Annotated in this window: 20 protein-coding genes and 1 pseudogene; 2 read left to right on the forward strand and 19 right to left on the reverse strand. The window is 23.9% G+C overall.

The genetic code is table 4. From position 1 onward, the window contains the following. Positions 1-44 precede the first annotated feature (44 nt). The 8 genes from SDAV_RS02450 to SDAV_RS12865 form a co-directional block, all read right to left on the reverse strand. The gene (locus SDAV_RS02450) at positions 45-1,175 is read right to left on the reverse strand and encodes a terminase large subunit domain-containing protein (RefSeq protein ID WP_114564406.1); all 1,131 of its coding nucleotides are present in this window, start codon (positions 1,173-1,175) and stop codon (positions 45-47) included. Between the two features lie 761 nt (positions 1,176-1,936). Continuing rightward, positions 1,937-2,443, reverse strand: coding sequence for a hypothetical protein (locus SDAV_RS02460; RefSeq protein ID WP_114564408.1), 507 nt, complete (start codon positions 2,441-2,443; stop codon positions 1,937-1,939). 454 nt (positions 2,444-2,897) lie between these two features. Further along, positions 2,898-3,134 (reverse strand): hypothetical protein, encoded by a 237-nt coding sequence (locus SDAV_RS02465; protein WP_186823450.1) that lies wholly within the window; start codon positions 3,132-3,134, stop codon positions 2,898-2,900. Continuing rightward, positions 3,101-3,247: a hypothetical protein gene (locus tag SDAV_RS11825; RefSeq protein WP_186823451.1), complete on the reverse strand. Its 147-nt coding sequence runs from the start codon at positions 3,245-3,247 to the stop codon at positions 3,101-3,103. Before SDAV_RS11825 ends, SDAV_RS02465 begins: the two co-directional genes overlap by 34 nt. Positions 3,248-3,251: 4 nt before the next feature. Beyond that, positions 3,252-3,797 (reverse strand): RecT family recombinase, encoded by a 546-nt coding sequence (locus SDAV_RS02470; RefSeq protein WP_114564410.1) that lies wholly within the window; start codon positions 3,795-3,797, stop codon positions 3,252-3,254. Between the two features lie 969 nt (positions 3,798-4,766). After that, entirely contained in the window at positions 4,767-5,498 is a 732-nt protein-coding gene (locus tag SDAV_RS02475; protein ID WP_245938465.1) for a hypothetical protein, read from the reverse strand. A gap of 327 nt (positions 5,499-5,825) precedes the next feature. Further along, positions 5,826-6,029: a hypothetical protein gene (locus SDAV_RS12860; protein ID WP_245938466.1), complete on the reverse strand. Its 204-nt coding sequence runs from the start codon at positions 6,027-6,029 to the stop codon at positions 5,826-5,828. A gap of 42 nt (positions 6,030-6,071) precedes the next feature. Then, on the reverse strand, positions 6,072-6,479 hold the full coding sequence (locus SDAV_RS12865; RefSeq protein ID WP_245938467.1) for a hypothetical protein: 408 nt from the start codon (positions 6,477-6,479) through the stop codon (positions 6,072-6,074). A 422-nt stretch (positions 6,480-6,901) separates the two neighbouring features. Between SDAV_RS12865 and SDAV_RS02485 the strand changes: the two genes are divergently transcribed. Then, the gene (locus SDAV_RS02485) at positions 6,902-7,465 is read left to right on the forward strand and encodes an inorganic diphosphatase (RefSeq protein WP_114564411.1); all 564 of its coding nucleotides are present in this window, start codon (positions 6,902-6,904) and stop codon (positions 7,463-7,465) included. Positions 7,466-7,505: 40 nt separating this feature from the next. Here the strand turns inward: SDAV_RS02485 and SDAV_RS02490 are convergent, their stop codons facing one another. The 9 genes and pseudogenes from SDAV_RS02490 to SDAV_RS02520 all read right to left on the reverse strand — a co-directional run bounded on the left by SDAV_RS02490 (position 7,506) and on the right by SDAV_RS02520 (position 12,325). Further along, on the reverse strand, positions 7,506-8,114 hold the full coding sequence (locus SDAV_RS02490; RefSeq protein ID WP_114564412.1) for a deoxynucleoside kinase: 609 nt from the start codon (positions 8,112-8,114) through the stop codon (positions 7,506-7,508). Positions 8,115-8,287: 173 nt separating this feature from the next. Continuing rightward, positions 8,288-8,461, reverse strand: a complete 174-nt coding sequence (locus tag SDAV_RS12870) for a pseudouridine synthase family protein (protein WP_245938468.1) — start codon at positions 8,459-8,461, stop codon at positions 8,288-8,290. Positions 8,462-8,477: 16 nt separating this feature from the next. Then, positions 8,478-8,651, reverse strand: coding sequence for a pseudouridine synthase (locus SDAV_RS12875; RefSeq protein ID WP_245938469.1), 174 nt, complete (start codon positions 8,649-8,651; stop codon positions 8,478-8,480). Next, positions 8,606-8,845 (reverse strand): S4 domain-containing protein, encoded by a 240-nt coding sequence (locus tag SDAV_RS12880; protein ID WP_334199346.1) that lies wholly within the window; start codon positions 8,843-8,845, stop codon positions 8,606-8,608. Before SDAV_RS12880 ends, SDAV_RS12875 begins: the two co-directional genes overlap by 46 nt. Before the next feature lie 21 nt (positions 8,846-8,866). Further along, positions 8,867-9,415 carry an SMC-Scp complex subunit ScpB gene (gene scpB / locus SDAV_RS02500; protein WP_114564413.1) on the reverse strand — a complete coding sequence of 183 codons (549 nt, stop codon included), beginning with the start codon at positions 9,413-9,415 and terminating at the stop codon, positions 8,867-8,869. Between the two features lie 5 nt (positions 9,416-9,420). Next, positions 9,421-10,182 (reverse strand): segregation and condensation protein A, encoded by a 762-nt coding sequence (locus SDAV_RS02505; protein WP_114564414.1) that lies wholly within the window; start codon positions 10,180-10,182, stop codon positions 9,421-9,423. Positions 10,183-10,419: 237 nt separating this feature from the next. Next, positions 10,420-10,905, reverse strand: a pseudogene (locus SDAV_RS02510) (IS30 family transposase); the annotation flags it as partial. A gap of 80 nt (positions 10,906-10,985) precedes the next feature. After that, positions 10,986-11,489: a hypothetical protein gene (locus SDAV_RS02515; RefSeq protein ID WP_114564415.1), complete on the reverse strand. Its 504-nt coding sequence runs from the start codon at positions 11,487-11,489 to the stop codon at positions 10,986-10,988. An 11-nt stretch (positions 11,490-11,500) separates the two neighbouring features. Then, complete coding sequence (locus SDAV_RS02520) at positions 11,501-12,325, reverse strand: recombinase RecT (RefSeq protein ID WP_114564416.1); 825 nt, start codon at positions 12,323-12,325, stop codon at positions 11,501-11,503. An 80-nt stretch (positions 12,326-12,405) separates the two neighbouring features. On the opposite strand from SDAV_RS02520, the gene SDAV_RS02525 reads away from it, so the two are divergent. Beyond that, positions 12,406-12,636, forward strand: coding sequence for a hypothetical protein (locus SDAV_RS02525; protein ID WP_151202498.1), 231 nt, complete (start codon positions 12,406-12,408; stop codon positions 12,634-12,636). A 651-nt stretch (positions 12,637-13,287) separates the two neighbouring features. Here SDAV_RS02525 and SDAV_RS02530 read toward each other — a convergent pair. Then, positions 13,288-13,860 (reverse strand): hypothetical protein, encoded by a 573-nt coding sequence (locus SDAV_RS02530; RefSeq protein WP_151202499.1) that lies wholly within the window; start codon positions 13,858-13,860, stop codon positions 13,288-13,290. After that, complete coding sequence (locus tag SDAV_RS02535; RefSeq protein ID WP_114564419.1) at positions 13,814-14,308, reverse strand: lipoprotein; 495 nt, start codon at positions 14,306-14,308, stop codon at positions 13,814-13,816. Before SDAV_RS02535 ends, SDAV_RS02530 begins: the two co-directional genes overlap by 47 nt.

Consider the following 14,308-nt stretch of genomic DNA (forward strand, 5'->3'; position numbering starts at 1 on the left):
AAATTGTGATAATAATATAAATTCATTTGTGTCTAAATTTGGGATTAAAAAACAACTGCACTTAGATCGTTTGTTTTTGATAAATCAATTCCAATAGTACAAATTCTATTTTTTATTAAGTATTCATCGGTATTAATAATTTTATTATTTTTAGTTTCTAAATCTAATCGACTAAAAAGGGCACTATCTAAATTGCTCTTTAAATTACAATGTTTAATTAAAAAATTTGGTTGTTGAGTTGGTGTAATTAATGCTTCTTGTCATTCGGCTTTAAAATTATCAATATATTTAGAAATACCCAAATTTGGATTAGCTTTATAAAGATTATTAAAATTTTTTCATTCATTTCTTTCATCAAGTTCATAAATTCAAGGTAAAAATTTATTATCTTTTATTGTATTTTCTAAAACTTTCTCAGCATAAGAATATCTTTCATAAAAAATATTTTCTCTAATAGATCCATTGGTTGTTATTAATAACATTAAATAATCTTTTCTTTTTGCGGTTGCTGTTCGCATAACATCATAAATATCACGCTTTTCCATCATTGCTACTTCATCTAAAACAACAAAATAGGGGTTTAAACCATCTAATGTTTTTGTTTCTGATGATAGTGGTTGAAAAAAAGAATTATTATGTATAAACTCTATTTTATGTCGCTTAACTTTTAAAATTTTATTTAAGTTAGGATTAATAAAAATCATTCGTCGCATTTCTTCATAAACTCTTTTTGCTTGATCTCGTTTGGTTGCAATAGAATAAAGTTCGGCATTTGCTTCATTATCTAAAATTAAACTTTTTAAAGCGATTGCAGAAGCAAGGGCGGTTTTTCCATTTCCTCTTCCGACAATTAAGAGTGCTTCTTTAAATCTTCTTAAATTTGTTTTTTTATCATAAAAACCATATAATGCTTCTAAAAATGCTTTTTGCCATAATTCTAATTTAAAATTTTGTTTATTATATTCTCCAGTTGTATGAAAACAAGATTTTTCAATAAAGCTAATTGTTTTATTTGCTTCTTTGTGATTAAAATAATAATCTTTATTTGATTTTAATTCTTTTACTAATGTAAAAACAATTTTTTTAATTTTTATTCCAACTTTATTTTTATTGGAGTTTTTATTTATTCATTCATAATATAGTTCTAAATTTGTTTTTTCATTATTTGCTTGCATTCTTATTTTTCCTCTGAATTATCATATAAATTATTAAAATTAAAAGTATCGAAATTATCTTTTTGATTAGCTATTTTTATTCATTGTTCTATTATTTCATATCCAGCTTTATAATCTTTATATGCTTGTCCATAAGAAATTAAAGCGGGGTGTCTTACTTCTTTTGGTTTTCCACGATTATTATCGGTTTCAGAAAATAATTTACCGTCATTAATTAAGGTTTGGATTTCATTATTAATGTTATTTAAAGTTAATTTAAGGGTACAAAATTATTCTAAAAAATCAAGCTTAATAATATCTAAAATAACATTTTTTCTTTTAAAAATCGTTTATATTTATTTATTAATTTTTCTTTATCTTTTTCTCAATTTAAAAGGTTTTTGTGTTGGTTTAAGTTATTGTTTTCTTTTGTTAAAATGCTTTCATTTTTTGTTAAAAAAGGGGCATTTTTTGTTAAATTTTGGCTATTTTTTGTTGTTTTTTGCTATTTTTTAACCCATTCATTTATAAAAACTCTTTTATTTACGGGGTTTTTTATTATTTTTAGTATAAAAGTGCGGTTTTTTTCAAAATTAAAAAAAGTGTACACAGAACCCCACCATCATGGAACCCAAAAAGTCCTTATTTTAAAGGACTTATAGGGGGGTATATAAGTAAAATAAAATTAATATTTATATAACTAACTACACCGTGATGATACCGTCATTAAAATTATTTGTCAAATAAAAAAAACAAAATTAATTTTTGTTTAATTAAAATATTTATTGAGAAAAAACATTTTTAATTTCTCCATTAGTATTTATCAAAAGAATAATACCTTTATTACTATTTATTAAAGGATTGCTAAAAATATTTATAATTGAATTAAAAAAAATATTATAAAATTGATGTTGTGGATTCATTTTTGATACAAAAAGTAATTCATCATTACCACCGGTTTCCCTTAATTTTATAAGTATATAATTTATTAATTGTTGAATATTTATAATAGAATTTTGAGATCTTTGATTAAAAATTATTTTTATATCTCTAATCGATTTATTTGATAAATAGATTGCTCATTCTTCAAGATAAAAATTATTATTATCGTCATGAAATAAATTATCTTTTAATACTTTATTTTCTCCTTCATTTATTTGATCATTAATAACTTGATTTCTTCTATTTGAAGATTCAGGATTATTATTATTTGGCATCATTGCCATTAATGGTGTTATTCCAGTAGTTAATAATGTAAATGAACTTACTAATCCTAAATTTTTTTTCATATATATCACTCCTTTCTTTTATAAAAATAGAAATAATAGGCTTATTTTCCTTATTTTTTCCATAAATTTAAAAATAATTAATATAATATTAAAATTTGATACAATAATTTATAAAAACACAAGGAATTTAAGCATTTTGTGTTTATACACTATAAAATTATATTTCTATTTTTATAAATTAATTTTATCATACTTATTTATTAATTTTTAATAATCCTGCTTGGGTAAAAATAATTGGAATTTCTTTATTACAAACAGAACAAATTTTATTATAATATCCTATTATTATTTTATAACTATTCATTTTTTTCACTTCCTTTGTTAATTTTTCTTTTCTGTTTTAAACATTTTTATAAAAATCTTTTCTAATACATCAATCACAATGCTATTAGCAGCTTGTTTATAAAGTTGTGTTTCTGAAAAAACTTTGCTTGCTTTATCAAAGTCTTTATTCTTATTTATCGATTATTTTTACTTTGCCAGTTTTTTCGTCAATTATGACATTATCGCGATATCCTTTTTCGGTTTTGTGTTCTTTATTGTGGCATTTCATACATAATAGTTCTAAATTTTTTCAAGCAAAAAGTTTATCAATGTTTCAATTAATAAAATCTTGATCGGTAATATATTCTTTGTGGTGAACAATAACGCCATTAACTATATATATCCTTTTTGATAACATCGTTCACATATTCCCATTTTGCTATTAAAATAATCGTTTCTTATTTTTACTCATTTTTTATTGCGATAAAATTTATGTCTAATTAAACGATTTTTATCATAATCTTTTCAATTATTTTTCATTTTATTAAGCAATTTCTTCATCATCATTTATTTCATTACTGCTAAATTCTTGTTCTAAATTTAGATTTAATTCATCTTTTTTGTTATTTAATTCAATAACATTGTTATCTTCTTTATTTTTTATGTTAGGATTATCACTAAACTCTTTGCTGTTATTAATAATTATTGCTTGATCATGTTGATAGGTTTCTTGCATTTCAAATGACATAATACCTCATTTTCTTAAAAGTTGGGTTAATAATGTTTTAAGTGCCATTCACTCATAACTTCCAGCCGTAAATTTTCCGTAAGTTTGATAATTCTTAGAATATGTTTTAAAATGATTTTCGTATTTTTCTTTACTTCAATATAAAGTTTTTTTATAACCATTTAGTAGTTTAAAAAACGCAACATATACGATTGTTTCTTTTTTTGTTCGTTCATTTTCGTTGGTTATTCATTTAAAATTGTATTCTTGTTCTAATTCGTCAAAATTTAATAATTCACCTTGTTTTACTTCTATTGCGTTTATTGTTAAATATTTTCCTGTTCGGATTGCCCTTCGCTTCACTTTAAAGGTGATCACAGACACTGTACTATTGTGTTTTAAAATATACAGTGAGCTTTATATGTTATGTCTATTTAATATATAAGGCATCGTGTACGATGCCTTAGTTAAAATCTCCTAACTAAATATTTGTTTAATAAACATTGTTATATTTAATGTTTATATATTGTTTATTTAATGTTTAATAAACATTGTTATTAACATTATTAAAAATATAAAATAGTAAAAATTGGTACACTGAAAAATACTATTAACAAGTTTAATAAAAGAAATATAAAATTAAAATTAATAAATCAAATAGCATAACTAGTGTGCCATAGATGAGTTATTCATCTTGTTATATTAGAATTATTTAATTTTACTAAAAAAGATTTTTAAATACCTAGTTTTTCAATTAACATCTATCCTTGAATTTTCCAAATTATTATAAAGTCAAATTTTTTCTTTGTTTATATACTTAATTTGATTTAATAAAACTTTGTGATTTTCACAAGTTCATAAAATTTTATTTGTTTTTATTTGTTGTAGTATCTGGTTGTTTAATAATTTTCATTTTTATAAATCAAATTTAATATTAACTATAATAAATATCTTCAAATCATTCTGTTTTTCTGCGATGTTTAACTTTATGAACTCGCTTTGGTATTCCGCATTTACTGCATTTAATTATAATATTAATTTTTTCCATTTTTAGTTTCTCCAATCTAATATTTAAAGATTGATTTATTAATATAACTAAATGAAACAAAACAAGGACAACACCTTTACTAAGTTAGTATGTGTGTTATTTACTAATTTCTTAATTTAATATGGTTTTTTTCAGAAAGGAAACAACTTTTTATTATTTTAAAAATTATAAATATATAAAGATGCTGTCCTTGTTTTGAATCAATTAGTTATTTTAGGTTTTTTTAAATAAAAAAACCATTTTAGTAAATGGTTTAATTATTCTTATTTAATTTCTTTATATTTTTATACCCCAATCTTTTTTATGCAACCTAACTCTTTTGCTAAGTTAACAAGTTTTTCTTTAATTTTAATATTTTTAATATCTTCTCTGTTTGTTATTGCCTCTATCGTATCTTTTTTGTTTTTATCAATAAAGTTTCATATATAAGGCAATGCTACTTCTAATTTTTGTTTTACATTCAATTCTGAACCATCAGCTATTCCTTTGTTTAGAATTTGAACTAAAATTGCATATACAGTATATTCTAATGTATCAGGGCCTTGTGACAATTGAACACTATCTAATATAATATGTATTGTATCTTTTGCAGAACCAAGTTGTAAATCAATTAAGATCTCATTATTTCCCATTCTTAAAACAGCATTTTCTTCAGTGATTTTTGCATCACTATTTTTCAAACTATTTATTAATGTAATAATCTCTTCTCTGACAGTTTTATCACTAATATTGTTTGCTTTTTCTACTGCTTTAATTTTAGATTGCTCAATTGCAATTCATAATAATTGGAAAGCAGTACTATAAGTTTGTCCTGCATCTAAAGTTGATCCATCAACTGATTCAATTTCACCAATTGCTTCTTTAATGTAAGTTAAAGCAATTGCTTCTAATCCACAGTTACAATCAGAATCTTTTAAAACATCTTGATTTGAGTTAAAACTTGGTAATGAAGTTGTTGTAACAATTGGTCCAGTTAAAAATCCTGCTAATGTAAGGCATTTAATTAATTTATACATAGTAATTTATCTCCTTTTTTATTTTTTAATAATTAAATAAATTGCTTCATACAATTTATTTATATGAAGCAATTTTAGTATTAATTTTATTCTAATGATTTTTTACTGTTTATTAAACTTCAAGTGCTTTAACATTAACTAAGATTACAGACATAATATTATTTGTTTCTTTAATTTTTAAATTAATTGTTATTTTTTGATATCCAGCTTTTAAAAGTTTAGTATCTCCACTTAGAATTATTAAATTTTATGCTTTAATATAATTAATTACGGTTGTAATTTCTCTAGCATCCATATAATTTTCAATTGAAGCAATTGCATCAACTTTTACTTCATCAATTTTATTATATATATTAAATCTTTTGCGCTATTGATTACTTCACGTTCTGTTAATGACGATCCATCAACTGGATTTTCATGAATTTGGTCAAAAATAACTTTAGCAGCTTTTTCTTCAATAGAAGCTCTTTCTTGCAATAAATTATATTCATCGCCAGTTCCACTACCAATTGGTTTAACATTAATTAACATAACACTCATAAGATTATTTGTGTCATTCATTTTTAAATTAATTTAAATTGTTTGATAACCAATTTTTAGTGATTTAGTATCTCCTTTTGGAATTTCTAAATTATCAATAGTAAGATTGTTAATATCTTTAGTAATTTCTCTAGCATCCATATAATTTTCAATTGAAGCGATTGCATCAGCTTTAACACTATCAATGTGGTTGAAAATTACTTCTTTTGCTTCATTTAATTTTTGTCCTTCTGTTAATGATGATCCATCTGCTGGTTCAAGACGAAGTTGATTAGCAATTGCTTTAGCAGCTTTTTCTTCAATAGTAACTGCATCTTGTAACAAACTACTTGATGAAATAGCAGTATTGCTATTAGTTTCTAAGATTGGTAATGAAGTTGCAGTTGCAACAGATACTGCTGCAAGTCCTGCTAATGTAATGTATTTTAATAATGTATTCATAGTAATTGGCTTCCTAAATTTATCAATTTTTTATTTTTTATAAGGTTGATAATTTGGCAATTTAATACAATTGATACATTTTAATACAATTTTTTGTTTCTTCATAGACTCCTTTTTTACTTTCATTGTATACCTAAAATTGATAAAATTACCAAAATTTTTTATTTTTTTTAAAAAAAATAAATAAAAAATAATTTATTAATTATATTAAAAATATGTTATTATATAATTTAATATATTTTTTTTTAAATTTATAAATTACATAAAAATAATAATTATCTTTTATTTTTTTTTTGAATATAATACAATACTTTTATTTGATTTTACTGCGAAAAAATAAAAAGGATTTTAAAAAGACATAACATTATTTGCCTTTCTATGCTATATTAATAATTAGGAAAGTAATGAAAGGAAGAAAAATAATGAGTAAAAATAATGTTTTACCAATTATCGTTGAAATCCCTAAGGGGTCTGGTCATAAATATGAATATGATCTTAAAACAGGGCGAATTGTTATAGACCGGGTTTTATATGGTGCTAATTTTTATCCAGGAGAATATGGTTTTATTGAAAACACATTAGATTGAGATGGTGATCCCCTTGATGTAATTTCATTAAGCACTTACCCCACAATTCCTAATTGTCAAATCAATGTTCGTATTTTGGGAACAATTAATATGATTGATAATGGGGAAATTGACACAAAATTAATGGCTGTGATGGCTGATGATCCGCGTTTTAATCATATTCAAACTTTAGAAGATGTTCCATTAGCAATAAGAAATGAAATTGAAACTTTCTTTTTACAATATAAAACTTTGCAAAAAAAAGAAGTTAAAATTAATGGTTGAAGTGGCTTAGACCAAGCTTTAAAAGAAATTAAAGAATGTCAAGAACGTTATTTAGAATACAAAGATATTTTAGAAACAAAAGGAAAAGATGCTGTAATGAAAATTTGAAAAGAAAAAGGATTAGGGCAAATTTAAACAAATAAAAACTAGTGTAAACACTAGTTTTTATATTGTCTTATTTCTTTTCAATTAATTTTTCTGAAATTATGGTAACAATTTCTTCTGGTGTTTTATGATTGGCATCAATAACTAAAAAATTAAACTTATCTTTTGAGCGTTCATATCATTCCTCATATTTTCGGTTTAATAATGTTCAATAAGCGCTGCCAATATTTTGTTCACTAGCTCGGCCTCTTTTGGTAATTCGTTCCATTGCTATTTCTGGATCAACTCGTAAATAAACAACTAATTCTGGTTTAATGTTTTCATCTAAATATAAACTTTGTAAAACAACAACATCATAAAATTCTTTATAAACTTTATAATCTGTTGTATTCATATATCCTAGTTCATATAAGACATCAACAAAAATTGGATCCTCTAAAATACTACGGTCAAAAATAATATTAGATGTTATTTTTGCTTGTTTTAATTGTTTACTACGCGCCATTACCATATATACTTGCATTTTAAAAGCCATATCTTTTGGATCAGCATAATACTGATCTAAATATGGATTTTCCTCAACTGGTTCATCCATTACCATATAATGATTTTTTTCTCCCAATAACTTACTAACAGTTGATTTCCCTACTCCAACAACTCCTGCTAATGTAATCCGCATTGTTTTTTCTCCTTTATTTTATTTTTAAGTGTGATGCTATTCCAAAAAACGTTTAATTTCTTTAGGTTTTAAATAACGTCATTCACCAGGCTTTAATGTTTCATCTAATTGTAAAAACCGATTGCAATTCGTTTTAATTTAATAACTTCATATTCTAATGCTTGTATCATTTTTTAAACTTGATGTTTTCTGCCTTCATGAATTGTTAATAGAAGAATCGAAACATTTTTTGCTTCTTCATATTTTACTAATTTTGCTTGCGCTTTGCTTGTTATAATTCCTGGTTCAATTTCAAGTCCTGTTGCTAATTTTTGTAGTTGTTGTTTTGAAAAATAACCAGAAACCAAAACATGATATGTCTTATTAAATATGACTTGGGTGTATAATAATATTAGTAAATTCTCCATCATTAGTCAATAGCAAAAGCGAACTAGTATCATAGTCTAAACGACCCACCGGATAAATTCGCTCTGAAACACCTTTAACATAGTTTAAAACTGTTTTGCGATGTTGCGGGATAACATCGTTGAAACACAATTTCGTGGTTTATTCAACATCAAATAAACTTTATTTGCATTTTCATTCGTAAGGATTTGATTGTTTATCTGTATTTGATCATTTTTGCTAACTTTAGTACCCAACGTTGTTACCACAATATTATTAACTTTAACTTGTCCTTGAATAATTAATTCTTCTGCTTTTCGTCGTGAACAATAACCTTTTGCTGCAATAACTTTTTTGTAAGCGTTCCATTATTTAAATAAATCCTGCTCTTTTTCTATCACAGTTTCCTTAATTTGTGGTAAATCTGCTAAAGAAGTTAAATTAAAAACTTTTAAAAATTCTTCAGTAATATTATATGTCATTGGTTTCCCTGGTAATTCGCTTTTACCAACTTCATCAATTAAATCACGTGCGCGTAATTTGTTAATAACACTGTCAGAATTAACTCCCCGTAACTCTTCAATTTCTGGTTTACTAATTGGTCCACGATAGGCAATAATTGCTAATGTTTCTAATGCTGCTTGTGATAAACGTGCTTCTATTTTATTATTAGCTAATTTTAAATAAAATTGATAATATTCTTGCTTTGTTGCTAAGCGATATTTATCAGCAAAAGATGTTATTGTTAATCCACGATTATTATTAGTTTGATATTCTACTTTTAATTTTGCTAAAACCTCCTCACACTCAGGAACAGAAATTTCAAGAATATGAGCAATTTCTTTTAAATTAATTCCTTCATCACCGCTGATAAATAATAGTCCTTCTAAAACGGCCATTTTTTCATTTAAATTCATCTAATTTAATTCCCCTTTTTCTGTAAGTATGGTCTAATGTAAATTGCTTCTAAATGTTGGTATTGCTCAATTTCAATTTTTTGATGACGAGCTAAATCTAACAAAGCAATAAAACAAGAAACAAAAACTTGTAATGATAAAGTAAAATTAACTAGCAATTCTTCTAATGTTCATTCTTTATCATCTTGCGCTAATAATGCCATAATTCGCTCCGCCATTTCTTCTAGAGAAACTTCAGTAATAACAACATTTGATTCTAATGGTTTTGCTGCATTAATTCGTTCTAACATTTTTAAAAAACTATTAGTTAATTTATCAATATTAATTTTTGGCGATAATGGTAAATATTCTTCTTTAATTTGATTTCCTTTAATAATTGTTCGTGGTTTTGACAAATAGCGAATTCCCTCTTGATGTTGATATTTAAAATATTGACTAACTTCTTTAATTTTTTTATATTCTAGTAAACGATTAATTAGTTCATCACGAGCATCTTTTTCATAATTATCAGCAATTTCAACTTCTTCTTTTGGTAACACTAATTTTGTTTTTGTCTCAACTAAATAACTTGCCATTGTTAAATATTCTGATGCAATTTCAATATTTAATTGTTCCATTTCTCTAATATACGCTAAAAATTGATCAGTAATTTCTGTCAATTTAATTGCAAAAAGGTCCATCTCCTTTTCTTTAACTAAATGCAACAATAAATCTAATGGTCCTGAAAAATTATCAATTTTTACTTCATATCGCGGCAAATTTAACATTTTTTCTCTCCCATGTTTATTTTCTTAGTTAATAATAACACTATTTTAAAAAAAATTAAAGATATGAATCCTGTAAATGCAAGCAGTAATTTTTTTTCTTTTTATCCTTAATAGTAACATCATTTTTCGAAAATGCAACTCTTTTTTAAAAATAATAAAATATTTTATAAATATAGCTTAATTTAACCATATTTAATCACACTAAAAAATCATTTATTAAATTTTACACAAATAAATTTATATAAAATTCTCTAAAAATAAATCTTTTGCTGTTCTTCAATTCAAAATAGGCCTTATTTTTTCATTTATAACATTAACTACTCAATCTATTTTTTGTTGACTAACATTATTAAAATCAGTTCCCTTAGGAAATCAGTGTCTTAATTCACTATTCATATATTCAATTAAAGGTTTTTGTGTTGGTGATGCTGGATCACAAAAATAAACATGTGTCTCAGCAAATATTTCCAGTTCTCTTCATTTACTAAATTCTTTTCCTCTGTCAGTTATTATGCCTTTAATTTTCCCAATTAAATTATTATTTATAACAATATCTTTAAATTTTATTAAAACATCATTAGCAGTATTATTTTTTAATTTCATTACAAAATAATTTTTACTTGATTGTTCAACTAAAAATAAATTACTAGATTGATGGTCTTTTCCAACGACTGTATCAATTTTGAATCAACCAATATCAAATTTTTTATTTTCAATACAAATACAAATTAACTGTTTTTCGAATAAAGCTAGAATAATATATTTTCCGTTTTTGATTATATTTATCTTTTTTCATAAAATTATTAAATCCTTTCATAATTAGCAATAATAATTGCATCTCGTAAATGATTACTTATTTTTTCATTATTATAAAATCAACCTTTACCATATTGATAAGTTAAATTAGTATCTTTATCATATTTTCATACGCAACTATCATTATATTTACTTAAATTTTCCATATTTTTAACAACAGATTTAGTATAGCGTGGAGATACTCAATTAAAATTAATTTGTAAATCATTTAATTTATTTTCTAATGCACCAAGCAAACGCAATAAATCGTCTCTATCTTTACTAGCATTAGCATTTGTTGGTAAACAATTTTCAATATTAAATTCATAATTCATTTCATATCAATTTTCATATCTAAATACAAATTCAGGAAATGCATCTATTATAAACTCTAAATGTTTTAATCAACTAGCGTATATAATTTTAATTTTTCAAATAACTTTATTGTTTTCTAATGCAACAATAGCAGTAGTACCAGTATCTGATGGGTCAATACCTATTTTTATTGCCATTTTGCTCATTCCTAATCTCATTCATTATTAACTGCTGGTACTACATTTGAAATATCTTCTTCTTTAACGACATTATCAGCTATTTCTGTATAAGACGGGGGGTACTTTATTATATTATTTGATAAGGGTTCATCGCTAATTTGCCCCTTATTTTTGGCGAAATCAATATCTTTAAATGAAATATATTCAAAATTACCATCTTCTTTAATTTCTTTTTCGTCTAAATCAATATCACTAATATCTATTCCTAATTCTTGTGCTAATTTACAATATAATTTTGCTTCAACCATTTCTTTTGGTCATTTATTTCAAGGTGAATATTCACTATTTCCACTTGGACTACTATTTTTTAATCTTTCAATATCTGCTTTTCTTAATAAAATACCTTGATAATTACCATTTTTATCTTTTGCAAAAGCATAAGCACCAATAATTTCATTAAAATCACTCGTATTTGTATTAAAATTAATTTCATGTATTTTAGGACAAGAATTTATAGCATCTCATTCAAATTTTTCACCTTTAAATATAATTGATTTTCGTGGACTATATCCTGCTTCTTCAATTATTCTACAATAAACTTTACTATCAATTACAGTAGTTAATTTATTTTTAAACGGAATAATATTAAAATCTTTACCAAAAATTAATCCTTTATTACTTAATTTAATAATTCCTAATGCTGTTATTTTTGCATTATCAACATTATTAACTAATTGCATATAATTTTGTCCATTTTTCATTTTTAATTCTTCAAGTGCTAAAATATTTTCTTTTAAATATTTATCATTAACTTTTAATTCATATTTAATAATTGCACCTTTAATATATTTCAAAAGCAGATTAAAAGAAATGACACCAGACGAACAACCTTTTAATCAAGTTGATAATAAGTATTATTATGTCGTATGGCGTAGTGAAAAAAAAAAAAAAAAAATGAAGAATTGCTAAATTTAAAAATAGTATTAAAGTAAACGATAGTATAATTATTGATTTACAAGATAATAATAGACTTAGACTTGGAAAATTTGGTCATTTAATGATAAATTCTGGTGGTTTTTTTGAGGTGAAGCCCCAAGATGGGATATTGAAAAAATTAAATATGTTTACCGTTGAAATGGAGGAGAAGAGTGATCGCCGATATTAACATATGATGGTGGGATGATTAAATTTTGGGTATGAAAAGATTTTAAAACATGAGATAAGGCACAGCGTGGTATTGTGACAACAGCTGCTATTGGTTTGCTATCGTTTGGAAGTTGAGAACAATTAATTTGATAATAAGGAAAATAAAAAAAAAAAAAAAATGAATGAGACTATTTTAGAAATTATTGTTTTGGTTATATAACTTTTTACTGGTGGAACAACCGGCATAACGGCAACTATTTTGAGTAAAAACAACAAAAAATCAGAGATGAAAATAAAGAATTAAAAGAAAAAATAAATGATATTAAAATTGAAATTAATAATATTAATACAAAATTAGATGTTATTACAATCATAAATAACAATAAAATAAATATCAGACAAAAAAAGGATGGTAATAAAAATGAAAAAGAAAAAAACTAAGTTATTTTTTTACGATTAGCATATTGAATAGTTCACGGTTTAACATTGGGATTGCCAATTTTATTCACTGAAATTAATAAACTAATGCTAAAACTAAAAGAAAAAATTAATAAAGAATGTATTTTGTTAGATGAAAATAAAGAAGATAATATTAACGAAATAATTAAAAAAAATGATGAAAAAGAAAATTAAATAAATTAAAAAAAGCAATTTTTATTAAATTGCTTTTTTATTTATCCTTAACTTTTAAATTGCCATCATTATCAACAACTAAATCAGATAAATTTTCTTCTCCTCCATTTCAACGGTAAACATATTTGATTTTTTCAATATCCCATCTTGGGACTTCACCTCAAAAAAAACCACCAGAATTTATCATTAAATAACCAAATTTTCCAAGTCTAAGTCTATTATTATCTTGTAAATCAATAATTATACTATCGTTTACTTTAATACTATTTTTAAATTTAGCAATTCTTCATTTTTTATTTTTTTCACTACGCCATACAACAAAATAATATTTATTATCAACTGTATTAAATGGTTTTTCTTGTGGTGCTATTCATTCTAAGTTTTCTTTTATTTCTTTGCAATTTGTGTATATTTGGTTTTCTTTTTTTAGTTGTTGTAATTCATTTTCGTTATATTGTGGTATATTATTAAAAGCAACTACGCTTGTTGTGCTTGTTCCTAGTAATGTAATTACTCATAAAAAAATTAATCATTTTTTGATTTTTATTATCCTTCCTTCTTTCTTAAACTTTTGGAATTGCTGGTAAAACAACATCAAATTCTTTTTCACCATGTGCTCTATTTTTTCCACTAATTATTATTGTAATTTTTTTGGATATTGTTAAATCAATTTCTCGCGGCTGAAGGTGATTAAAATAATCTTTAAAAGCAATTATAAAATCATCTTCTGTTAATGACTCATCAATTGTTTTAATTGATTCTAAAACTTTAGATTTTAAGGACAAAAATAATTCATATTCTTTTACTGCGTTTGGTTTATTAGCATTAATTATAATGGGAGGATTAATAGAATTAATAAATAAAATATTTTTATCAATCTTTCATTTTAGTTTTTGATTTTCATCTTTTAGTTTTTGATTTTCATCTTTTAGTTTTTGATTTTCATCTTTTAAGTTTGGTTCTGTATTATTAACTACTGGTTTTCCACAAGATATTAAATTTGTTGTTCCAGTTGTTATTAAACCTACTAAACTTAAAATACTTAATAATCTTTTCAT

The sequence above is a fragment of the Spiroplasma phoeniceum P40 genome (assembly GCF_003339775.1).
In the GTDB taxonomy this organism is placed as follows: domain Bacteria; phylum Bacillota_I; class Bacilli_A; order Mycoplasmatales; family Mycoplasmataceae; genus Spiroplasma; species Spiroplasma phoeniceum.